Annotated in this window: 23 protein-coding genes; 13 read left to right on the top strand and 10 right to left on the bottom strand. The window is 51.8% G+C overall.

Annotation, left to right across the window (positions count from 1 at the left end; all coding sequences use genetic code 11):
* Window positions 1-115: 115 nt before the first annotated feature.
* Together CLV60_RS29060 and CLV60_RS29065 are read right to left on the bottom strand one after the other, a co-directional pair.
* Window positions 116-418: a hypothetical protein gene (locus CLV60_RS29060; protein ID WP_106598922.1), complete on the bottom strand. Its 303-nt coding sequence runs from the start codon at window positions 416-418 to the stop codon at window positions 116-118.
* 55 nt (window positions 419-473) lie between these two features.
* Entirely contained in the window at window positions 474-1,220 is a 747-nt protein-coding gene (locus tag CLV60_RS29065; protein ID WP_106598923.1) for a GNAT family N-acetyltransferase, read from the bottom strand.
* A 197-nt stretch (window positions 1,221-1,417) separates the two neighbouring features.
* Here CLV60_RS29065 and CLV60_RS29070 point away from each other — a divergent pair, with 197 nt between their 5' ends.
* The 7 genes from CLV60_RS29070 to CLV60_RS29100 all read left to right on the top strand — a co-directional run bounded on the left by CLV60_RS29070 (window position 1,418) and on the right by CLV60_RS29100 (window position 8,098).
* Entirely contained in the window at window positions 1,418-3,721 is a 2,304-nt protein-coding gene (locus CLV60_RS29070; RefSeq protein WP_106598924.1) for a glycoside hydrolase family 95 protein, read from the top strand.
* 105 nt (window positions 3,722-3,826) lie between these two features.
* Window positions 3,827-4,345, top strand: a complete 519-nt coding sequence (locus tag CLV60_RS29075) for a DinB family protein (protein ID WP_106598925.1) — start codon at window positions 3,827-3,829, stop codon at window positions 4,343-4,345.
* 162 nt (window positions 4,346-4,507) lie between these two features.
* Complete coding sequence (locus CLV60_RS29080) at window positions 4,508-5,155, top strand: hypothetical protein (protein WP_146151619.1); 648 nt, start codon at window positions 4,508-4,510, stop codon at window positions 5,153-5,155.
* 187 nt (window positions 5,156-5,342) lie between these two features.
* Entirely contained in the window at window positions 5,343-6,680 is a 1,338-nt protein-coding gene (locus CLV60_RS29085) for an MFS transporter (RefSeq protein WP_106598927.1), read from the top strand.
* Window positions 6,681-6,718: 38 nt separating this feature from the next.
* Complete coding sequence (locus CLV60_RS29090; RefSeq protein ID WP_106598928.1) at window positions 6,719-7,105, top strand: VOC family protein; 387 nt, start codon at window positions 6,719-6,721, stop codon at window positions 7,103-7,105.
* A gap of 24 nt (window positions 7,106-7,129) precedes the next feature.
* Window positions 7,130-7,624 (top strand): DinB family protein, encoded by a 495-nt coding sequence (locus CLV60_RS29095; protein ID WP_106598929.1) that lies wholly within the window; start codon window positions 7,130-7,132, stop codon window positions 7,622-7,624.
* 51 nt (window positions 7,625-7,675) lie between these two features.
* Window positions 7,676-8,098, top strand: coding sequence for a secondary thiamine-phosphate synthase enzyme YjbQ (locus CLV60_RS29100; RefSeq protein WP_106598930.1), 423 nt, complete (start codon window positions 7,676-7,678; stop codon window positions 8,096-8,098).
* Here the strand turns inward: CLV60_RS29100 and CLV60_RS29105 are convergent.
* Together CLV60_RS29105 and CLV60_RS29110 are read right to left on the bottom strand one after the other, a co-directional pair.
* Window positions 8,095-10,122: a sensor histidine kinase gene (locus CLV60_RS29105; RefSeq protein WP_106598931.1), complete on the bottom strand. Its 2,028-nt coding sequence runs from the start codon at window positions 10,120-10,122 to the stop codon at window positions 8,095-8,097. The two genes, CLV60_RS29100 and CLV60_RS29105, sit on opposite strands and share 4 nt — an antisense overlap.
* 5 nt (window positions 10,123-10,127) lie before the next feature.
* Window positions 10,128-10,841, bottom strand: coding sequence for a LytR/AlgR family response regulator transcription factor (locus tag CLV60_RS29110; RefSeq protein WP_106599022.1), 714 nt, complete (start codon window positions 10,839-10,841; stop codon window positions 10,128-10,130).
* 175 nt (window positions 10,842-11,016) lie between these two features.
* Between CLV60_RS29110 and CLV60_RS29115 the strand changes: the two genes are divergently transcribed.
* Window positions 11,017-11,862, top strand: coding sequence for an SGNH/GDSL hydrolase family protein (locus CLV60_RS29115; protein WP_106598932.1), 846 nt, complete (start codon window positions 11,017-11,019; stop codon window positions 11,860-11,862).
* Between the two features lie 12 nt (window positions 11,863-11,874).
* Here the strand turns inward: CLV60_RS29115 and CLV60_RS29120 are convergent, their stop codons facing one another.
* From CLV60_RS29120 to CLV60_RS29130, 3 genes are read right to left on the bottom strand one after another with little or no spacing between them, the layout of a single operon-like run.
* Complete coding sequence (locus tag CLV60_RS29120) at window positions 11,875-13,038, bottom strand: adenylosuccinate synthetase (RefSeq protein ID WP_106598933.1); 1,164 nt, start codon at window positions 13,036-13,038, stop codon at window positions 11,875-11,877.
* On the bottom strand, window positions 13,039-13,968 hold the full coding sequence (locus tag CLV60_RS29125; RefSeq protein ID WP_106598934.1) for a hypothetical protein: 930 nt from the start codon (window positions 13,966-13,968) through the stop codon (window positions 13,039-13,041). It lies immediately after the preceding gene.
* Between the two features lie 4 nt (window positions 13,969-13,972).
* Window positions 13,973-14,827, bottom strand: coding sequence for a hypothetical protein (locus CLV60_RS29130; RefSeq protein WP_106598935.1), 855 nt, complete (start codon window positions 14,825-14,827; stop codon window positions 13,973-13,975).
* A gap of 268 nt (window positions 14,828-15,095) precedes the next feature.
* Between CLV60_RS29130 and CLV60_RS29135 the strand changes: the two genes are divergently transcribed.
* From CLV60_RS29135 to CLV60_RS29155, 5 genes are all read left to right on the top strand, one after another.
* A complete protein-coding gene (locus tag CLV60_RS29135) occupies window positions 15,096-15,365 on the top strand; it encodes a hypothetical protein (protein WP_106598936.1) in 270 nt (89 codons plus the stop codon).
* 20 nt (window positions 15,366-15,385) lie between these two features.
* Complete coding sequence (locus CLV60_RS29140; protein ID WP_106598937.1) at window positions 15,386-15,766, top strand: DoxX family protein; 381 nt, start codon at window positions 15,386-15,388, stop codon at window positions 15,764-15,766.
* 85 nt (window positions 15,767-15,851) lie between these two features.
* Complete coding sequence (locus CLV60_RS29145; protein ID WP_106598938.1) at window positions 15,852-16,385, top strand: SRPBCC family protein; 534 nt, start codon at window positions 15,852-15,854, stop codon at window positions 16,383-16,385.
* A gap of 41 nt (window positions 16,386-16,426) precedes the next feature.
* Window positions 16,427-16,993, top strand: coding sequence for a DinB family protein (locus tag CLV60_RS29150; RefSeq protein WP_106598939.1), 567 nt, complete (start codon window positions 16,427-16,429; stop codon window positions 16,991-16,993).
* Window positions 16,994-17,042: 49 nt separating this feature from the next.
* Window positions 17,043-17,528: a TlpA family protein disulfide reductase gene (locus CLV60_RS29155; RefSeq protein ID WP_106598940.1), complete on the top strand. Its 486-nt coding sequence runs from the start codon at window positions 17,043-17,045 to the stop codon at window positions 17,526-17,528.
* Between the two features lie 8 nt (window positions 17,529-17,536).
* On the opposite strand, the gene CLV60_RS29160 is transcribed toward CLV60_RS29155, so the two are convergent.
* From CLV60_RS29160 to CLV60_RS29180, 3 genes are all read right to left on the bottom strand, one after another.
* Entirely contained in the window at window positions 17,537-18,943 is a 1,407-nt protein-coding gene (locus CLV60_RS29160; protein ID WP_106599023.1) for a mandelate racemase/muconate lactonizing enzyme family protein, read from the bottom strand.
* 164 nt (window positions 18,944-19,107) lie between these two features.
* Window positions 19,108-19,428, bottom strand: coding sequence for a hypothetical protein (locus tag CLV60_RS29165; RefSeq protein WP_106598941.1), 321 nt, complete (start codon window positions 19,426-19,428; stop codon window positions 19,108-19,110).
* Window positions 19,429-20,224: 796 nt separating this feature from the next.
* Window positions 20,225-21,283: a LacI family DNA-binding transcriptional regulator gene (locus CLV60_RS29180; RefSeq protein ID WP_106598942.1), complete on the bottom strand. Its 1,059-nt coding sequence runs from the start codon at window positions 21,281-21,283 to the stop codon at window positions 20,225-20,227.
* Between the last annotated feature and the right edge of the window lie 86 nt (window positions 21,284-21,369).

Raw genomic sequence — 21,369 nt, forward strand, 5'->3', positions numbered from 1 at the left:
ATCTTGCCCATGTATTTCTAATGTCGTAATTAAAAATACAAAAAAGCCCTCGTTCTACATAGTAGAAAAAGGGCTTTTGCTTTTGGGTCACCCTCTCCTTCCAATGCGCATTATATCAATTGCTTGAAATGAATTTGTTGAAGCGGCTTTCTTTACCGTCGGCTGTTTTCTCCTGGTACAAAAATTCCAGGTTGCTTTCATCGAACTTCTCAAAAAACTCGTCCCAGCTGATTTCCTGCAACGAATCCTCACCGCTGTAACCAGGGAAATCGATGCGCAGGATGCCGTCGCCTTCATTTTTCTTACCAGTACCTTTCACTACCGAAGGTACCCCGCCACGCTTCTCTACCCAGGCTCGAATCGTATCGTGGTCACATGTGGAAGTATTCGTGGCATTACTCTTTGTTGTAGTAGCCATGGTTTCAGTTGTTTGATTTGAACCGCGCTACTTTAAAAAAGTGTGCCGTGCCCTCCTATTCCTCCAAAATCCTGATGGCTCCCTTCAACCTGAAACCACAAACCCTGAAACCGGCTTTCTCCAACGTGGCTTGCGAAACGCGGTTACCGATATTGCAGCGGGCTGCCGGGACGCGCCCCATTTTGTAGGCCATCCGTTTCAGCTCCTGCACAATGTAGGTAGCATAGCCTTTCTCCCGGTACGACTCCCGGGTTTGCATGTAAATGTCCGCATAGGGAATGTTGTAATTCAGCATCAGCCCACCGCTGGCCACAATTTCCCCGCCCACGTCGATCACATATTCGCTCTCGTCGCCGTCCATGGGATCGTGCTCGGAGCGTTTGCGAAAAATCGCACCCGGCACTTCGAAAGAAGTCTGAAAATCGTCTTCGAAAAGGATCGCCTCGGCAAAAGAATTTTCGCAGAAGCGGTACAGCATCGTAGTCAGGAAAATGTCGTTGCTCTGGCTCTCAATCCAGGTCGCCTTGCAGTGCATTTGAAATTCCTCGAAGACGACACTCGCATGCTTGCGATAAGGAGGCAGCAGGTAAAACTCGAAGATCGCGTCGCGGTCCTGCCGGCGATCGGTTCCCCAAACGGAACCATACCCGACACGGACATTATCAATCCTGAACAGCCAGGTATCGGCCCAGCCGTAGTCGTGGCACTTATTGCAGACGAACTGAAAGTGGTTTTCATGCAGGAACATCGTGCGCAAATCCCTGACGCCATCCAGCCCGATTTTAGAAACACAAACTCGCATGGTGTGGCACGCATAGTGTGGAAGGAAACCGGCTAATAAGGTAGTATAATGGCGCGAAAAAAACTAGCTGCGTTGCAGGAAATACCATGCATTATCGGGCTTTTTTGTCCGGGCGTGGAGGCTAAAAACACGTCAGCAAGGCAGCAGCAGTACATTTTGTGTACCCTGCATCTTTATTCACTCTATCCATCACCGGCATGAAGCCTCTAATTCAGACCGTTACCTTTCTTACATTCATTATCTTCCAATGCCGGGCACAGAGCGACGTCGCCTCGAAGCTTTGGTATAAACAACCTGCAAAACAATGGGAGGAAGCACTGCCCATCGGCAACGGGGCACTGGCTGCCATGGTATTCGGCGGCGTGGAAACCGACCAGATCCAGTTTAACGAAGAAACACTATGGACCGGGGAGCCAAGAAGTTACGCGCATAAGGGTGCCTCCGCACACCTGGGCGAGATTCGCCGCCTGCTCAATGAAGGTCAGCAAAAGGAAGCGGAAAAGCTGGCCAACGAGCAATTCATGAGCCAGCCCATGCGTCAAATGGCCTATCAGGCTTTTGGTGATGTTTATGTAGACTTTCCGGGGCACGCGCAACATAGCGCATATGTGCGTGAACTTGACCTTCGGGACGCCACTGTAAAAAGCAGCTACCAGTCCGGCGGCGTCCGCTATACGCGTGCGGCTTTCGCCAGCTATCCCGCGAAAGCGATTTACTACCATATTAACAGCTCGCAAAAGGGTAAGCTGAATTTCGCGGTGCGAATGGATGCCATTCATGCCAGTAAGGAAGTCAAAATCAACGGGAACGAAATAGAGCTGGGCGTCCGCGTCGACAAAGGCGCATTGCATGGCATTGCCCGCGTGAAACTGATCACCGACGGAGCCGTGAAGCAGGAAGCCGGAAAACTGACCGTTTCCAATGCAACCCAGGCGACGCTGGTCCTGGCCGCGGCAACGAATTATATTGATTATAAAACCATTAATGGCGATCCTGCTCAAAAAGTGGCCGGGATTTTACAGCAAGCCCCCGCATTCCAAACCGCATGGACCGCACATCGGGCGGATTATCAGAAACTCTATAACCGATTCGCGCTGACGCTTCCTGCGAGCAATGCTTCCGCATCTCCTACCGACGAACGCCTCAGCCAATTCAAGAGTAAGCCCGACGACCCCGCATTGCTCGCATTGTATGTCCAGTTCGCACGTTACCTGCTTATCGCAAGCAGCCGGCCGGGAACGCATCCGGCCAACTTACAAGGTAAATGGAACCACAAGCTCAATCCTTCATGGGATAGCAAGTACACGGTGAACATCAACACCGAAATGAACTACTGGCCCGCTGAAATGACCAACCTCAGGGAATGCCATGAGCCTTTGTTTCAAATGGTGAAGGACGTTTCGCAAACAGGAACGGAAGTAGCGAAAGAGCACTACAATGCAAAAGGATGGGTTTTACACCATAATACGGATGTATGGCGTGGGGCGGCACCGATCAATGCGTCCAATCACGGTATTTGGGTGACCGGGGGCGCGTGGCTGAGTCTGCATTTGTGGGAACGGTATCGGTTCACAGAGGACAAGGCATTTCTGCAAAATACAGCCTATCCATTGATGAAAGGTGCCGCGGAATTCTTCCTCGATTTTCTCGTCAAGGATCCCAAAACAGGCTTCCTGATCAGCTCGCCCTCCAACTCTCCGGAAAATGGCGGGTTAGTCGCCGGTCCGACCATGGACCATCAGATCATCCGTGCGCTGTTCAAGGCTTGCATTGAAAGTGCTGATATTTTAAAAACAGATGCCGCATTTGCCCAAAAACTGGCGGAAACCAGCCAGCAAATCGCTCCGAACCGGATTGGACGTTACGGGCAGTTGCAGGAATGGATGACCGACATCGACGATACCACGAGCCATCACCGCCACGTTTCGCATTTATGGGGCATCTACCCCGGCGAGGAGATCACCCCAACCGGCACGCCCGAGCTACTCAAAGCGGCCATGCAATCGCTCCGCTACCGTGGCGACGACGGCACCGGATGGAGCCTCGCCTGGAAAATCAACTACTGGGCGCGGTTCCTAGACGGCGAACATGCCTATACGATGATCCGGAAGCTTTTCACTCCGGTGTATGACGCCGGCCAAAAAATGAGCGGCGGCGGCTCCTACCCCAACCTGTTCGACGCCCACCCGCCATTCCAGATCGACGGTAACTTCGGCGGCGCGGCCGGCATCCTCGAAACATTGGTGCAGAGCCATCTCGGCGAAATCAATCTGCTGCCTGCATTGCCGGAAGCGCTGCCAACCGGCCAGGTGACAGGACTTTGCGCCCGCGGCGGATTTGAAATGGACATGACCTGGAAAAACGGCAAGCTTGAAGCCCTGACCATCCATTCGAAAGCCGGAAAGCCGTGCAAGCTGCGCTACGGCAATAAGGTAGTGTCGGTAAATACAACGAAAGGCAAAACATACCGTTTCGGGCCGGATTTGAAGGTTTTGAAATAAAATTGATTTTTTTCGGCGATGCCAAAATGCTGCTGACATACTGCTGTCACTTGGCGATGTTTAGTTTGTAATGTAATCAAACAATAAACTTTAAAAACCTTTGACATGGAAACTAACAACACCGCACAAGAACTGGCAGCTCCCACAACCGTCATTACCGCTGAGGCACTTCTGGAACATTGGCAAGGCCACCGTCGGGTCAGCCGGAAGGTTATCGAGGCATTTCCTGAGGATCAGTTTTATACTTTTTCGATCGGCGGCATGCGTACTTACGCCCAGCTCACCATGGAGATGATCGGCCTGGCTGCTCCGGGTATCCGCGGTATCGCATTTGGCGACTGGACATTCAGCGAGCCGGTGCTCGACCATTCGACGCCCGCCCCGGCCACCAAAGCGGAGGTACTCAACCTTTGGGACCTGGTAACCGACTACATTAACACGCTGTGGCCGCAAATTCCTGCGCAGCGCTTCAACGAGGTCGAGGCTGCGTTTGGGATGTACGAAAACACGATCTATAACACGATCCTTTACCTGATCGACAACGAGATCCACCATCGTGCGCAAGGCTATGTGTACCTGCGCGCACTGGGCGTAGAGCCGCCATTCTTCTGGGACCGCGCCTGATAGCCGACAAATCGAGCCCCATTTCACTTTCCACGGGTGTGCCTGCGCATCAGCGCCGTCGTCCCCGGCCGGAAGCAGAAATGGGGCTTTGGCTTTCATGGAATGGTTTTAGTACCTACCTTAGCGTCATTGAAACGCTTGAATTTGAGAACTATGCCGCACATGAAATCCAAAGTATTGACAGCAGCCGCCGTGGCGGGCCTGCTGTTCACCATGAACAATGCCAATGCGCAGGTACGACAGCCCGCGCCAACGGGACAAGTCCCCAGAGCCTACTCCGGCGCACAGTCGGCCCCTGCCGCTAGTTTTAAACCCAAGCCCACCGGCCAGATCGCCCCGGAGGCACCCGGACAGCTCGGTACTATCGTGCAACCTGCACCGACCGCAGCGCCTGTTCAAAAAGTATCCGAAGTGCAGGATCTGGGATTTGAGGTGAACTCGCGGCCCGTTACCCAGCAGGGATCCGTTCCGAAAGTAAACACCTCGCAAGACCCGCGAACCATGCCGGAACGCTATCAGCCACAGTTGATCCAGCAGCAATCCGCCGCAGCATCGGGGCAGGTTCAACAGACGCAAATGCAGCAAACTCCTTCGAACGGAACCTCCCGCGTGGGAGCGCCCACAGTGGGAACGCCCTCAACAGGCGCATATGCACCCGCAACGCAAACATCGCCTGTGCAAGGCACCACCCAGCCCACGACCGGCCAGACGGCGCCGCAGCAGGGCCAGGTTAATGCACAGTCGCCCGCATCACAACCGACACAGTACAGCGCGCCGAAAGCCGCACACCAACGCGTGGATCCAAAATAACTCCAAACCCCGGTTTTTCCGGGGTTTTTCATTTCTCCGGGATTTCATACCCTTCGCCAAAACTCCGTTTGGCACAATCACACCCGTAAATTGTCCTATACTCACCCCGGAAAAACGCCGGGCTGGCCGTATTTTTGTATCAACACTTCGCAAGCCGGTGACAATCCGGTGATTAATCGATATCGTTATGAAAACGTTTTATGCGGTATTAGCCAATTCGCTGGCTGCCGCGCTTACGAATACGTTTGTCTGGTTTGCCGTCACGTTCTGGGTCTATCTCGAAACCCGCTCGGTACTCGCCACCTCCGTCATGGCCGGGGTTTACCTTGCAACGGTGGCCGTTTCGGGCTTCTTCCTCGGTTCAATCGTGGATAGGTACCGTAAAAAGACTTCGATGATGCTCTCGGCCTCACTTACGCTGGTGCTCTACATCATCGCCCTGATCATTTACGTCTCTACCCCCGAAGCCGTTTTTAAAGACGATTCAAGCGTTAACCTCTGGCTTTTTATCACGCTTTGCCTTTTCGGGGCCATCACGGGAAACATCCGTTCGATTGCATTATCCACGGTGGTAACGATCCTGATCGAGGAAGATAACCGCGACAAGGCCAACGGAATGGTCGGTACAGCGAACGGGGTATCTTTCCTGGTCGCGTCGATTTTCAGTGGGCTGGTGATCGGCTACTTGGGTGTGCTGTGGATGATGGTGCTGGCTGTGGGGCTGAGCGTCCTGGTAATTCTGCATTTATTCACAATCTCCATCCCGGAAAAAGAGATCGTCCACACCGAATCGCACACGCAGCATATAGACATCCGGGGCACGATTGCGGCCGTAGGCATGGTTCCCGGACTTTTCGGGCTGATTTTCTTCAACACATTCAACAACTTTCTAGGCGGGGTATTCATGTCGCTGATGGATGCGTACGGCCTTTCGATGGTGTCGGTACAGGCCTGGGGAATCCTTTGGGGTGTGCTAAGCCTCGGTTTCATCGTCGGCGGGTTGGTAGTGGCCAAGCGTGGCCTGGGGAAAATGCCTTTGAAGACGCTGTTTACCGCCAACATTGTTATGTGGCTGATTTGCATGATTTTTCCTGTTCAATCATCGATCGTGCTGCTGGGAATTGGTATGTTCGTTTACCTCTGCCTGATCCCGGTTGTGGAAGCGACCGAGCAGACGATCCTCCAAAAGGTCATTCCGCATGAGCGACAAGGCCGCGTATTCGGGTTCGCGCAGAGCATTGAACAGGCCGCTTCGCCCATTACTGCATTCATGATCGGACCCATTGCCAAGTTCATTTTCATTCCTTTTATGACAACCGGTGCAGGTGTAAGGCTGATAGGCTCCTGGTTCGGGACCGGGACAGCCCGCGGTCTGGCACTTTTGTTTATCGTAACCGGCATTGTGGGGCTCATTGTAACGCTGATCGCCATGCAATCAGCGGCGTACCGGAAATTGTCGCTCGTTTATCGGAAGCCCACCCCCGAATATGACACCGACGACGTGCCCGTCAGCGAAGAGGCTTGACATTTTTTTAATTCAATCAACAACTAACCTACACAGCTATGTTTGGACAAACGAAAGCTTTCAGCGGATATTCAGTAGATAACCTGCGGAAAGCGCAACAGTTTTACGGTGAAATACTTGGGATAGAAGTGTCCCAACAAGAGGAAATGCCGGTCCTCCATTTGCATATTCACGGAGGCTACGAAGTGATATTGTATGAAAAACCAAACCACGAGCCAGCGACATTTACCGTTCTCAACTTCCCAGTGAAGAACATCGAAGAGGTCGTCAAAACACTCAAATCCAAGGGAGTAAAATTCGAGAGCTACGATTGGCCGGGGTTCAAGACGGATGCCGACGACATCATGCGGGGCAACGGCCCTACCATCGCGTGGTTCACCGATCCTGCCGGTAATATCCTGTCGGTGATTGAAACTGAAAAATAATCATCCTTAACCATCAACTGAAACATGGAAAATGTAAAGAGCACCCGCATGCAGGGCATCGTAAGCCTCTACAACTTACAAACTCCCTTTTTTGCCTTTGTAACAGAAAACATTTCGCATGAAGACACAAAGAAGCGGCTGGATACCAAGGCTAACCACATCGGCTGGCTCGCCGGTGCACTCGTAGAACAGCGGTTCGACCTTGCCCGTCACCTCGGGTATGAAGGACACCAGCAGGCTGATGAGCTTTTCAAGGAGTTCAAGGGGATTCAGGATGGCGTGGAGTACCCGACGATCGCGTCATATCAGGCGGATTGGGATAAAATCACGCCGATCCTGAAAGAGCTGCTGAGTAATGTAAGCGACGAACAACTGGAACGGCGGATTGATATGGGCCCGGAGTTTTCCCTGTCGCTCTATGAACTGATCACTTTCTCGATCTACCGCGAAGCGAATATCGTCGGACAAATCGCACTTTGGCGGAGATTACTCGGCTATCCGGGCATGCGTTACATGTAAAAATAGGCGGAATTGTGTTTTCTTGCGGGCTAATCAGCGATCAGGCTTTCTATGAAAATGTTTCAGCAAGGGATTCAGCTCAGGGCGAAAAGCCGCGGTTTCCACCTCATAACCGGGGAAATCCTACATGCATTACCGTCGATCAGCGAAATCAAAGCCGGGATGTGCCAGGTATTCATCCAGCACACCTCGGCTTCGCTGACGATCAACGAAAATGCCGATCCCACTGTGCGTATTGATTTTGAAATGTACTTCAATAAATCAGTCCCCGAAAACGATCCCGATTACCAACACGACTACGAAGGCTCCGACGACATGCCGGCGCATTTGAAAGCCTCGTTGCTGGGGAGTTCGGTGATGATCCCTGTGCGGAACGGCAGGTTCGCACTCGGTACCTGGCAGGGCATTTATCTCTGCGAACACCGCGACTACGGCGGGCCCAGAAACCTTATGATCACGGCGTGGGGCGTTTAGGCTTTTACCAGCACCAGACTGAACACCATACCCTTCCCGGCATTGGACCGGGCCGAAACCTGGCAGGATATTGCCTTCGCCAGGTCGCGGATCAGGTGCAGGCCCAATCCCGATTTGATACCAATCGCCGCACTGCCATCGTATAAGGCATTCAATTGCTCTTCGGAAGCGCCGGGGCCATTATCGGTAACTGACAACACGACTTGCCCGCCCTCCTCCTTCGCCTCCCAGTGGATTTGTGCGCTCGGGGTCATTTTCAAGGCCTTCACTGCATTATTGGTCAAATTCTGCATGATCGTGCGGAGGTAATCTTCGTCGGCCAACACCGACAGGGTTTCGGGATTATGGTACTTGAATGTAATACAATCCGTCCCCGCGAAGAACTTACGGATATAATCAAACAGGTCATCGACCGCAATGCGCCGGGCCTGCGGCCTGAACTGCTGCATCTGGCTCTTGCTCCACAACAGCATGGATTCCATCGTTTCGACCAGCGATTCGGCGGAATCCGTCAACCGCTTCTGATGCATTTCAGCCGCTTCTGGCGTCATCAAATCCGGCGCTTCCTTCTGTAAATGGAGGAAATTAACGAGGTTGGCTACCGGACTACGGAGGTCGTGGCTTAATATAGCAAAGAAACGCGCCTTCACCTGGTTGGCCTCGTCGAGCTCGTTGTTCAGGCGCAGCAGTTGCACATTGGTGCGGTTCCGCAAGCGATTTTGCCGGTAAAGCAGTGCCCCTATGGCCGCGAGCAACAACAAACCGCCCGTCAGCAGCCATTGCTGCCTCTTGCGGGCATCGAGTTCAAGGGTGTTGATTTCGATCTGTTTGTCGCGCAATGCAATTTCACGTTCCCCTTCCAGTCCGGCGATTTTGTTTTTCTCCTCCTGCGAAAACAGCGAATCCTCCACCGCTTTGTACGCCCTGAAATTATAATAGGCATTCCTGAAATCACCGCGCTGCTCCTGTACCTCGGCGAGTACTCCTGTAAAATGCGATTTGTAGCTGATATCGCCATTCTCCTCGCTAACCTTAATCGCCCTTCTCAGGTATTGTTCCGCCTGTTTAAGCAACTGGGATGGATTAGCAATACCTTTCGGAAGAAAATGGCTTCTGTACATTTCCAGATACGCCGAACCCATACTGCCCAGGTTGTTGGCCGCTTCGATGTGCGCGGGGTTCACTTCCTCCCACAACTGCTCGGCCTTGCGCCCATAGGTGAGCCGTGCCTCGAAATTGCGGCTTTCCAACGAGGCGAGACTGCCATACGCCTTCGCGAGCCCCTCCACATTGCCCGCGCGCTCGTGCATGAGCGCCGCCTTCCCGAAATAGCGGCGCGACGCAGCGGTATCCTTCATCTGGTAATAAATGCTGCCTAGCGAATTCAGCGAGTTGCCTACCTCCCGCGAGATATTGTAAATGTCCGATGCTTCGAGCTGCTCGCGGAGTTTCAATGCCTTGGTACTGTACAGCAGCGCCTTCGGGTAATTCTTCTGCGCGAGGTATATCGATCCTACATTGTCATTCGCATTAGCCATGAGGTATTTATCACCCTGCTTTTCGGCTTCTTTTAACCCCAATAAATAATAGCGAATGGCCTCAGGATAGTTGGAAGCGATATTTGCCTGAGCCACACCAATATTATTAAAAGTAGTAGACATATTATAAGTATCCCCCATATTCCTGAACACTTCCAGCGCCTGCTGATTGTAGTACATGCAGGAATCTATATTACCCATGTCGCTGAACGCCCGCGCCATGGAAGTGTTAAAAACACCTATTCCCCGTTCCCACGGCATCGCTTTCACGTGCGCGAGTCCGCGCCTGGCGTATGCGAGGGCCATTTTTGTATCAATAAAAAAGTACTCGTCCGCGATCCGTTTGTAGAGCCGGCCTTTCAGCGTGTCGTTTTTCGCCCTCGGTAGCTCCGACACCAGCGAGTCGATCAGCGCCTGCCCCTCTTTCTGGGCATGGGTCTGGAGAGAGGCCAACAGTAAGACCAGTGTGAGCGTGAGCGCGCGCATAACGGCTATTTGAGGTTAGTCAGCGAATGCTTGAAGCTCCGGCCTACGGGTAATGTGTAGCTGCCGATATGTACTTCCTGCGGGGTAATTTTTTCGATATAATGCCGTTGTACGGCGTAACTCCGGTGAATGCGAAGGAATGATTGGAATGCATTTTCAAGCAACAGGTTCCCGATGGAGGACAACACGCTGTATTTCCGGGTGGTGGTAACGATGCGGGTGTAATCCTTCAACGCTTCGAGGTATACGATATCGTGCAGGTTCAGCTTGATTTGCTGGTGCCCGTCCTTGATAAATACCGTGCTGTCGCTTCCAAGGCTATATTCGAATAGCTCGGCCTTGCGCTTCATTTCAAAATAATGCTGCACACGCTGCATGGCATGTGCAAAACGCTCTGCTTTGATAGGTTTAACCAAAAAATCGAACGCTTCCAGTTCGAAGCTTTCGGCTGCATAGTCGGGATATGCGGTGATGAAAATACAAACCGGCACCTGCATCATCTCCGCCCGGAATTCGAGACCGTTTACATCGGGCATATCGATGTCTGTGAGCAGTACATCCACAGGCGTTTGCCGCAAAGCCTCCAAAGCTTCGGTAGCAGCAGTATAAACGCCCACTATTTCCAGAAAAGGATATTTGCGCGCGTACATCAGCGTGGTGAGCCGGTCAATTTCGTCGTCGTCAACAATCACGCAGCGGTAAACCGGGATGTCGGGCATAGTGAACAGAGCGAAGTTTTTGTTTACCAAATTTAAAAGACTTTGCCAGAAAAGCAGGGTCACGGCCAACTGTTTTAGTTACTGGTCTATTTAAAATGTCGTTCATCGAACGCGCGTTGCCGGCCTCTGCCCTACCCGGTACTTTTGGATGCGTAGGGACTATAAAACAAACTCGATGAAAAAGCTATTCATATTCCTGATAATCAGCACCATAATGGGCTGTTCGGATTCATCCAAAGACGCGCCAGCTCCCGGAGGCGACGATCCCGACCCGACCACCGTTACACCTCCCGGAAAAGGTGCACCGGGCGTGGTGGGTACGGCTGGTATAAAAGCGTGGGATGACCTCCCAACCTCGGAGAAAGATAAAATCAAAGGCTGGAATACGATCTTCATGCACCAGTCCGTCGGTACGGACCTCGAAGACGGCGCAGCGGCGAACGGCTTCCGTTTCGAATACTTCGACATGAATGAAAAACCGGACGGCGGATTAAGCGGCAATGTATTCAGCGCATCGAACGGAATGCCGATCGAGAAGATGGAAGAATTCAAAAGGAATGCGTTGGCGCACAAAGGCATATTGAAAATCGCGATCTTCAAATTTGGTTATGCCGACATCCGAGAGGAAGACAGGGAGGCAGTGCAAGTTGCCTACAAGCAGATGATCGACGACCTCCGCGCACAAATACCGGGTTTGCGATTTGTGCACATCACCCCGCCGCTCGTCTACATCGCCACCCGCGACGAAGGAAATGAGGCTAAAATGAAGACGGGGCAATGGATGAAATCCACATTTGCCGAAAAGGACGTGATTTTCGACCTGCAAACCGTAGAATCCAATGATGGGGCTTGCAAGCTCGGCAACGTATGGCGGATTTGCGACGAATACCGCTCGACGGCATCCTGCCCCAGCAAAAGCCAGGGCGTGGATGCGCCGGAAGGTCAGGGACATTTATGCGAAGCCGCCGCCGCTAAAATCAGCAAGGCGTTCCTCATGAGCATTTACAACACGGGCAAATAGGCAGAAAACTGCTCACCGCCATTGGGTAATCGTTTCGGAACCAGGCCCGTCGTTGGTCCAAACCTTGTCGCAAAGTGCAATCTGTTTCAAAAATGAATCTCGGGTTGGGGCGGTCAGCACATTTCCGCCCGAAAGGTATTGATAGCCGGTCAGTTGGTCCATGCAGGAGATAACCATTTGCTTCTCGGCATTACCGGCAATACTGGCGTCGCATTGCAGCGCATACCTGAGCATATCGGTATCGAGAATCCCCGTCCGGAACGCGCCCTGGTGCCCATCCGGGCGGTTTGTTTCGTGCAGGTTATTAACAAGTGAAACGGGATAGCTTTCCGCCGACATCCAGCCGTTGCCGTGGCGGGTCTGGTAGGCCCTGGTAAGGTAATAAATCGTCGGGACTGCATACAGGCCGTTGCGGCGAAGTATTTCAAATGCATTTCGGCTGGTCGTATTCGAGCGGGTGACGTTTGGGAAAATACCGAAATCCATATCGAGCAAGATTCCCTGACCGCCCTCGAAAACATAATTCTCAAAACCCATATCAAACAATCCATTTTCCGTCAGCAAGCGGATTGTGCTGCGGGCAATATCCACATCGCGAAGAAACTGGTCCAGCCTCATAATCTCCAATTCGAGTGCTTCCAGGCAACTTTCCAGCCCGCGGGCTTTGAATTTGATCCGGTAATAATCGCGCACGACTTCGAGCTTTCGTTCCAAAACCGCGGGAAAAAACAGGTCTTGCGCATAAAGTTTGAATGGCCCCTGGTTCCGCTCGATGGTCGCGCCAAACCCCACGCCCACAGTGCCGTGAGCGAGGTTGGCGCGGTCATTTACATTATAGAACTTATCAAAAGGCGTTGTAACCATAGCCAACGGATCTACAAACAACACCGGACTGGCCCCCCACCGCTGCAACGCTCTCGATTCCCGCGCAATCCCCGTCGGATCAATCGTGCAGAACCGGGAGAAGAACGCGGGCACCTGCCGGAAAGAGCCCGAGCCAAAGTTCGAAAACACATGCAGCTGACCATCCGCGTGCATCACAGTGTGCCCGCATTGGTGGCCGCCATTGAATCTGATCACTACCGGATGATCCAGCTTGGAGGCAAGGTAGTCGGTGAAAACGCCCTTTCCCTCGTCGCCATAACCCATCCCCAAAACAATGTGAATTCCCCCCATTTATAACGCGATAATGCCGGAAATGCCGTGGTCGCGGCGCACGAGTGAATCTTTAACAGCGACCAGCGCATTGGAAACCGATTGCCGTGTTTTGCTGTCAAAACCGCTCATGGCGGCATCTGCATTAACACCTTTTACCAGCGCCACCGTAGTAGCAATGAGCTCGGCGATGTTGTTCTGATCTTCGAGCACCAGGAAACGCTCGCTAAGCAGCGTTTTCCACTGTGAAAACACGAAATGGTCGTTGCGATAGCTGGCTTCGTTGGCATGGATATGAAAAACGAAATAGGACCGGCACGCTTCGTTCAGCAGCGACGCAGCGTTGAGACTTTCCTTTCCACGATAACCGCATTTGGCCTGCAATAAATCGGCGGCCATTACATCGTGAAAACCTTCATCCCCGATCGTAAAAAGGAAACCCTTCTCATGCCTTTTTTCGAAGGAATCGATGGAGGTATGCCTGGCGGCGAAATACCACGCCAACGGATAGCTCTCACGGTTCTGGCCACCGCCGCCCCGCTCGATGAAAATTTTGGAAAGGCAATCGTCCAGCTCCATCGTACCTGATTCAAACTGACCTACCTGTAAAGGGTAATCGTCGGAAATATGGTCTCCGACAGCCATAAACATGATTTGCGGATCGAGGATGCCATTGCTGATGAGCGTGTTCATCAATGCACCCAATTTATTCTTGATCAGGTTTTCGGGGATGGAACCCATCGACCCGGTCACATCGAGCGCCACGATAATCGGCACCGAATCAGGATGCAAATGCGAATCCCGCGACTCCCGGACGTCGACGCCCTCCGGGGAAAGGTCGGGATGGATCACACCCAGCTTGTTCTGCGTAAAGTTGTCGTCTATCGATTGCGTCCTGCGCACCCGGCTTACGCTGTCGTAAGCATCGTCACTCCATGAGGAATAGCCCATTGTTTCAAATATTTAAGTGTATGAATTGTGATGGAAAATTTCTGTCGAGCATTGCGCGGTATCTTTCATAGCACGCCAGGGAATCGTCGTCGGAGCTCAGTAGAAAATCGACGAATTCGCGGTGATGGGTTTTCCGCAGCGAAGTACCTAGCCCGGAGCGGTCGCCGAGAAGATAGGCGCCCAGGCGTTTCGCCATTTCGAGGTCGGCATTTTCCGTGGCCTTTTTGTCTCTCAGCAATTGCCCGGGATACCAATGCCGGTATGCTCCCGAAATGGTCTGCACCCTGCCATTTAAGGGCGACAGATGATAAAAACCGGCCACGGCGATCCCGTGCGTTTCCGGCACCAGCATTACCTGCGCGGGTGTGAGGCCCAGGTGCGCGCTTCCCGTATGCCTGTGCAGGAGCATACAAAATTCCAGCAATCGCGACATCACCCAGTTGGTATGCTCCTGTGGAAGCGTCAGGTTTACAAGAGGTACTGCCCTTTGGGAAAGCAAAAAACTATCATCGGCATCCCAGGTGTAGGGCATATAACGTTTGAAGTGCGCCGGGGCGCCGGCAGCGACCTCCTGCTGGTTCCGCTTTGCCTGAGTCACCGCCCGCCTGTCGCCGCGGAAAAGTACCCAGTGGTCATTGGTAAGAAACTCGCCGGAATCGTCGGTGAAAGAAGAGCCGCTGCCAAAATGCCTGAACAATTCGATCAAACGGTTCGTGGCTTCCTGCGCACCCGGATGTTTGCATTTATCGGGATGAATGGTTTTTAACATATCCCGGTAGGTCATGGCCGTACTTTCGGCCAGTGCCTGATAATGGGTGGCTTGCAACACCTGCGCAATTATTCCGCTGTCGTCTGTCATGACTCGTTGTTTCCGTTTATGAATACCCACCAATAGCTGAGAGAATGCCAAGGTATCAGAAGTAACGGCACCACGCCCACGTCATTGAGCAACTGAAAGATATGGGTTAGCGATCGGTGCAACGCGGGGTTAATTCCCTTTGTCACAATCACCCCCTGACAATGTCGCAAATCACATCTGTTTTTCTTGGTCGAACCCGCTTAGTTTGTAACATCGGAATAATGCCAAACAGGGCGTTTCAAAACGCCTCCAAAACTGCTCGGAACAAATGGTAGAGGTATTCAAAACAACCGTAGAAAAGCAAAGCCAGGCAAGGTTGCTGGTCGATCTGATTTGCCTCGCATTCACGGGTTACCACGCCAGCTTCGACCTCGAAGATTGTGATAAGGTATTGCGGATCAGCTGCGAAGGCGCGGCAGTATGCAACGCCAGCGTCATCGGATTACTGGAAAGTTTCGGCTACGAAGCGGCCATTCTGGAAGACGTTTGGCCCGAAACCGAAGCACCGGCAGCATTGCAAACGTTATCCATTCTATAACCATATAAACTACATCAACTATGAAAAAGACAAGGATCATCTTCTGGGTCGTCACCGGATTACTGGCGGTCATGGTCGGCATTGGCGCCGTGTACGACGCTATTTCCGCACCGGAGGCGATCGCTCACGTGACGCGCATCGGCTATCCGGCATACATAGTGCCTTTTCTGGGTGTGGCCAAAATCCTGGGCGTCATTGCGATCCTCGTTCCGGGCTATCCCCGAATCAAGGAGTGGGCCTATGCGGGCATTTTTTACGATTTGTTCGGTGCATTTTACTCCCACATCGCATTCGGTGACGGACCCGACATGTGGGCTCCTTTCATCATCGGATTCGCATTGATCGCCGTGTCCTACATCTACTCTCACAAATTGCAGCGGCAAACCTTCGCTACCGCTTAGTAGTACCCGGACTTTCGGATTCCGGCATCATGAATGGTTTTACAACTAACTTATTACCAATTCCATAACCTAAAACATTACAAAAATGAAGATCATCAAGAAAATCCTGTTTGTCATCGCAGGCATCATTGTACTGGCTCTGGTGGCCGCTCTTTTTGTAAGCAAAGAGTACAGTGTCAAACGGGAAATTACCATCAACAAACCCAGCCAGGAGGTTTATGACTATGTCAAATTCATTAAAAACCAGGAGCATTATAACAAATGGGTGATGATGGATCCGAACATGAAAAAGGGCTACCAGGGTACCGATGGCACCGTCGGTTTTGTATACGCCTGGGACAGTCAGAAGGACGATGTCGGAAAGGGCGAAGAAGAAATTAAAGTGCTCGAAGAAGGTAAAAAGATCAACCTCGAAGTCCGGTTTATCCGACCATTCGAAGGACTTGCCACCACCGAAATGACTACCGAGGCTATTTCGCCGACGCAAACGAAAGTGTCGTGGGGCATGAGCGGACGAAGTGCCTACCCCATGAATCTCACGAACACCATCATGGACGGCATGCTAGGCGCCGATCTGGAACAGAGCCTTCAAACGCTGAAAGGTATTTTAGAAAAGTAAGCAAGTGTAAGTAATTCATCAACAACTAATCCAACCAAGCCATGTCAACCATTTCATCATCCGCAGAAGCAAAAACAAACGAAACAGTGGACCGGAAACAGCTATTGCACGAACTCGACCAAACCGAGCAGGACTTTTACTCGATCCTCGCCGCATTGAATCCCCGGCAGATAAATCTTGTCCCGTTTGAAGGCAGCTGGACAGCCGGCCAGGTCGCTGAACACATCCTGATGTCCGAATCAGGCATTCCGGAAACAGTACTAGGCTCGACCGAAGACACCGCCAGACCGGTAGCACAATACGTACCCGTGATCGAATCGATATTTCTCGATTTCACAGCCAAATACCAGGCGCCGGAGTTCATTATCCCGTCGGCAGGGCCGCACGATCAACAGCAGTTGCTCGATGCATTCAAAGCCGAGCGTGCCGCAATCCGCGAGATTGCGGCCAACGAAGACCTCACACTTACCTGCACGGATTTTGAATTCCCGCAGATCGCCAATCTCACCCGCTGGGAATGGCTGCAATTTGTGCTCTGCCATTCGAAAAGGCATACCCGCCAGTTGCGCAACATTTCGGAAAAAGTTAGCGGACCATCCGATATCTGATAGCTCAAAGATTGATAACTTGCGGACTCATTTTTACTATCCAAGTGCTATGTTCCGTAAGTTCTCATTCTTGTTATTATTGATAGTCGGCATGTCGAACGGCTACGCCCAGGTTGCTGCTACCAGTAAAAAAATAGCTCCCTTTCAGATCAGGCTGGTAAATGGCCAGCAATACACCTCGTCGCAGCTCGCGGCCGGGCCGGTGGTACTCATCTATTTTTCACCGGATTGCGAACACTGCCAGAGCTTCACCAAAGATTTGCTGAAAAACTCCAACGTGGTTGCCAACAAGCAAGTAGTTATGGTCACATTCCAGGCCATGGACATGCTGAAACCTTTTGTGAGCCAATACAGCCTCGGTACTTACCCGAATTTCAAAGTGGGTACGGAAGGCACTTCCTACCTCGTGCAGCGCTACTACCAGATCCGCTCGTTCCCTTATATTGCCATTTACGACAAAAAAGGAAACCTCGTGAGGACATTCGAGGGCGAACAGCCGCACGCCGAGATTTTCAAGGCATTGAAGCAGATCTAATAGCTGTTTCAACCGGCGAACATCGCTTCATAATGCGCAGAAGGAGCTAAAATCCCGCCGCTTTGAGCGTAAAACGACTTGTCGGTGAGATATACCCCTTTCTGCGTTTTCGTCCAGCTGCCATTCGCCATCGGATGGAAAGTCGCGAGCTTGTCCCAGTTCTTATAATATTGATGGCCGTTCGTTTCCTGCAAGCCTACCGACATTCCGGGGAAAGGCTGCAAACGGGCGGCCACATTTTTGTTCCAGTCGACCAGGATAGGATTCACCGTGAGGTCGGCGCAGAAGCAAGGGACCTTTTTCTCGTAGGCCAGCTGGGTGATTTTCATGGTCATACTCAGCGTTTTGGCAATGGCTTTCACCGCAATCGCGGAATACCCTAGCTCAATGCGGTGTGCGGCATCTTCCACCGTGTGCGCGCTTTCGTCGGCGGCCACGCGCACACCCAGGTCGCCCACGAAGGCCTCGTTGCTTTCCTCAAAAGGCTCCTCAATCACCGCGATCTGATCGAATGCACCGATCTTTTTGGCATGATCCAGAAAGCGGAGCAGCGTTTCCTTCTTCTCGTAACGGCCATTCGCATCGAAATAGTAAGGAATCTTCCCGTTTTGGGTATAAGGCGTCTCGTAATGACCGATCGCCTTGTGCACGGCAGTCAGAAAGGCGATATCCTTCTCGATCATCTCCTGCTGCGTTCCCGCCGCACCGGTTTTGAGTTTTAATATAAAATAACCTTCATCGGCCGCCTGCTTGATGCGTTCCGGCGAGGTACCGACTGCAAACGAAGGGATACTCGCCACTTTCTCATGCCGGTAAGAAAGCCCGGGCCGGTAAGCGGCAGGTACCATTTCATCAAACTGCTTCATGCCGTTCTCCTGCGAATAAAGCAGCCACGCGGCATTGTCCACGCACACGAGGGCATTCAATGCAAAGGTCTTCCGCAGATCGGGGTTGCCGGTGATTTTCTTACCGTAGGCAAGTACTTCGGGTAAAATATCATCGAGTAGTTGCACCGGGTCGGTGAACGACGTCCATTTGATCAGCTGCAAAGCATGCTCGCTCATGGCGTACATCAACGCATTACCGGCGCTTTCAGAATGGGCGGCGAAAACCTTCGAATCCGACCATAACACGCCTTGCGTACCCAGCCCTACTTTGCGGGCACCCGAATCGGATTCCAGCATGGCAATGGCCTGCCAGCTGTCGGTAATGGCGCTGCCTTTGAAACGGTAGGGATTCAGCGGCTCCCGCTCAAAGTTGGAGCTGACATTCTTGATGGTAATTTTCTTCACGGCTGGCTTCGAAAATGGGTTCGGGAATTGGTTTTCAGGTGCAAACATGCCGGCCGCAGCCAGGATACCCGCTCGGCGGGCAAATTCGCGTCGGGAGAAATGTTCAGGTTTTCCGGAAATCATGGGTTTGGAAATGTGTTTCAATTGATCAGACTTCATAAAAGCCCGCTACCCTGATCCAATATCTGAATTTTATCCAGCTTTAATAAATTAAAATACTAATTAAAACAAAACCAGCCGACTTCTTGGGAAGCCGGCTGGCAGGTAATAACAACATTCATTCCACATCAACCCATCATGGCCATCAGTGTGTCGATCGATTCGATTTCCCGATCGCTACAAGTAACCTGGCGCCGAACCACCTGAATCGTAAATACCTTAGTCCTCATTTTATAGGTGACCGTTTCAAACAAGACATCAAAAAGAAAATCGATCGCATACCAAAGCGAACGCCCATTCGCCCACGCTGCTTCAACCTGAACAATGTATGACGTGGAAGAATCGCCGGGATAGGCTTCTTCGAGTTTGATACTGTCCAGGGGGCGTCCCAAATCCGCGCAACGCGCACTGAACGGCTCCAAAGCTTTCATCAATTCTGCTCTATCCATGCTAGTATTCCGTTATGGTTTGACAATAAATTCAGCAAATTCCTCATATCCTCCTCAGCCACGTGCCCACAAGGCACGTATCTGGCCTTTTCGTTCCAGGCATCAAAAAGTAGCCCATTAGCTTTGGCAAGTGCCGGATGCAACGCTTTCTCGTCCTCGAATTTGTTTTTTAGCCCACTAAAAACAAGCAAGTTGATCAGATTATGCGTTTTCACCGCGCTCCGGATATCCCTGATCCCCTGTAATGAGTGTGCCGCGCTCTCGTCAAACAGATTGGGTATCCCGAATCGCTCGGATATTTTCGCTTTAAGGGTCAGTTCGGCGCTGTACCTGCAAGGTAAAAGGCGCCGTCGAACATTCTCTCATTGTACAAGACGACTGCCTCTTTAAGTCTTTGCCTGGCAATGGCACGTATGGATTGAGGGTTGATCATAGTGTTGTGGTACAGTGTTCTCCCACAAACGAACAAAACTTTTCTGAGATTGCAAAGCGAAAACTGAAATTATAACCACAGTTATATTGCTGATTATCTTTTAATTAACCAAAAAAAATCATTCCAACTTAATTAATTTCAACTCATTTCCGAGAAAACGTCCAACAAAAACATCTGCGGTTCGATGTTGAATATACGTCCGAACTCCCCGCATCACCCAATAGCGTGCCTACTACCGACGCGTTGCCTATCACCGATGAAAACGCCGCACCAAAAAGCGGTTCGAGCGCCTTGGCCATATCCGAAGCTGAGTTTACCGCTAGGCCCGTGGGTTTAAGTTTGGTATTTCCATTTTCAGGAAAATTAATTCTGATAGAACTCGTAATTCTCCTTCGTGACGATATCGATGGGCATGTAGTTCTGCTTCGTGACGGGCGCATTCACGACGAGCGTCTGGTAAAGTGCCATCATGCCGCGGTAGCCCTGGTCGTCGGGACGGTGGCAGATCAGGAAATCGATCACATTGTCTTCCAGGTAATCCACGTTTTCCCGCACAAAATCATAGCCGATCAGCGAGACGTGCGTACGGTGACTGTTTTTCAGGAAAGATGCGACCGTATGCACGCGCGAGTTGGTCACAAACGCCGCACCGATGTCCTTATTTAAATGGAACACATAGGTAAGGTGCCGGGCCACCGATTGGTAATCCGTTTCGCGGATATCGATCCGCACAATCTCGTTCGGCTGGTTATTGTCGTTGAAATACGCCCTGAAACCATCCTCAATTTCGAGGTAATTGTAATTGTCGATCTCCTTGGAGATATTGATGATCAGCACTTTTTTCTCCGGTTCGAGGCGATAAGTGAGGAGCTTCGCACCCACGTACCCGCTCTTGCGCAGGTGCGGGCCTATGTACGTAAGGCTGTGCAGGTCGGGAATATCGGAATCGATGAAAACGTACGGGACCTTCCGTCGCACGCATTCTGCCGCAAACTTCCGGGTTTCCTCGATAAAGGAAGGGGAAATCAGGATGCCGTGAAAACCGGCGTCCAGCACGACCCTGATCTGGTCGGCAAACGAATCCTTATCATTCAGATCAAACAGAAAAACCTGCACCTGTACGCCATATTGCTTCATTTCTGCCTCCGCCCGGCGTATCCCGTTCAGCGGAGCCGACCAGAAATCCGTTTCTTCCGACACGTCGGGGATTAATGCGGCGAGGCTGATGATCTTTTTGGAAGCCAGCCGGCTGGCCAGGATGTTGGGCTGATAGTCCATCTCCTTGATGATCGCATTGATCTTCGCCTTGGTTTTCTCCGAAACGCCCGTTCGGTTATGCAGCACGCGATCGACCGTAGCAGTGGAGACATTGGCGCGCCTGGCAATTTCCTTCACGCCGAACAATTCGTTCTCTTTTTCCATTCAAATGTTTTGTTCGAAGGGATAAATATAGGCGTTGCACGGGCATTCCTGCAAGGAAATAACCGTGCAACGCACTATTCATCGGG

Source organism: Dyadobacter jiangsuensis (assembly GCF_003014695.1).
In the GTDB taxonomy this organism is placed as follows: Bacteria; Bacteroidota; Bacteroidia; order Cytophagales; family Spirosomataceae; genus Dyadobacter; species Dyadobacter jiangsuensis.

Bases quoted from the DNA above. Each gene is read 5' to 3' on its own strand.
- CLV60_RS29105 (WP_106598931.1), bottom strand. From the start codon at position 10,122: ATGCGCGCGCTCACGCTCACACTGGTCTTACTGTTGGCCTCTCTCCAG.
- CLV60_RS29135 (WP_106598936.1), top strand. From the start codon at position 15,096: ATGGTAGAGGTATTCAAAACAACCGTAGAAAAGCAAAGCCAGGCAAGG.
- CLV60_RS29075 (WP_106598925.1), top strand. From the start codon at position 3,827: ATGGAAACTAACAACACCGCACAAGAACTGGCAGCTCCCACAACCGTC.
- CLV60_RS29110 (WP_106599022.1), bottom strand. From the start codon at position 10,841: ATGCCCGACATCCCGGTTTACCGCTGCGTGATTGTTGACGACGACGAA.
- CLV60_RS29140 (WP_106598937.1), top strand. From the start codon at position 15,386: ATGAAAAAGACAAGGATCATCTTCTGGGTCGTCACCGGATTACTGGCG.
- CLV60_RS29130 (WP_106598935.1), bottom strand. From the start codon at position 14,827: ATGACAGACGACAGCGGAATAATTGCGCAGGTGTTGCAAGCCACCCAT.
- CLV60_RS29080 (WP_146151619.1), top strand. From the start codon at position 4,508: ATGAAATCCAAAGTATTGACAGCAGCCGCCGTGGCGGGCCTGCTGTTC.
- CLV60_RS29125 (WP_106598934.1), bottom strand. From the start codon at position 13,968: ATGGGCTATTCCTCATGGAGTGACGATGCTTACGACAGCGTAAGCCGG.
- CLV60_RS29070 (WP_106598924.1), top strand. From the start codon at position 1,418: ATGAAGCCTCTAATTCAGACCGTTACCTTTCTTACATTCATTATCTTC.
- CLV60_RS29165 (WP_106598941.1), bottom strand. From the start codon at position 19,428: ATGGATAGAGCAGAATTGATGAAAGCTTTGGAGCCGTTCAGTGCGCGT.
- CLV60_RS29100 (WP_106598930.1), top strand. From the start codon at position 7,676: ATGAAAATGTTTCAGCAAGGGATTCAGCTCAGGGCGAAAAGCCGCGGT.
- CLV60_RS29180 (WP_106598942.1), bottom strand. From the start codon at position 21,283: ATGGAAAAAGAGAACGAATTGTTCGGCGTGAAGGAAATTGCCAGGCGC.
- CLV60_RS29115 (WP_106598932.1), top strand. From the start codon at position 11,017: ATGAAAAAGCTATTCATATTCCTGATAATCAGCACCATAATGGGCTGT.
- CLV60_RS29150 (WP_106598939.1), top strand. From the start codon at position 16,427: ATGTCAACCATTTCATCATCCGCAGAAGCAAAAACAAACGAAACAGTG.
- CLV60_RS29085 (WP_106598927.1), top strand. From the start codon at position 5,343: ATGAAAACGTTTTATGCGGTATTAGCCAATTCGCTGGCTGCCGCGCTT.
- CLV60_RS29145 (WP_106598938.1), top strand. From the start codon at position 15,852: ATGAAGATCATCAAGAAAATCCTGTTTGTCATCGCAGGCATCATTGTA.
- CLV60_RS29060 (WP_106598922.1), bottom strand. From the start codon at position 418: ATGGCTACTACAACAAAGAGTAATGCCACGAATACTTCCACATGTGAC.
- CLV60_RS29160 (WP_106599023.1), bottom strand. From the start codon at position 18,943: ATGATTTCCGGAAAACCTGAACATTTCTCCCGACGCGAATTTGCCCGC.
- CLV60_RS29065 (WP_106598923.1), bottom strand. From the start codon at position 1,220: ATGCGAGTTTGTGTTTCTAAAATCGGGCTGGATGGCGTCAGGGATTTG.
- CLV60_RS29120 (WP_106598933.1), bottom strand. From the start codon at position 13,038: ATGGGGGGAATTCACATTGTTTTGGGGATGGGTTATGGCGACGAGGGA.
- CLV60_RS29090 (WP_106598928.1), top strand. From the start codon at position 6,719: ATGTTTGGACAAACGAAAGCTTTCAGCGGATATTCAGTAGATAACCTG.
- CLV60_RS29155 (WP_106598940.1), top strand. From the start codon at position 17,043: ATGTTCCGTAAGTTCTCATTCTTGTTATTATTGATAGTCGGCATGTCG.
- CLV60_RS29095 (WP_106598929.1), top strand. From the start codon at position 7,130: ATGGAAAATGTAAAGAGCACCCGCATGCAGGGCATCGTAAGCCTCTAC.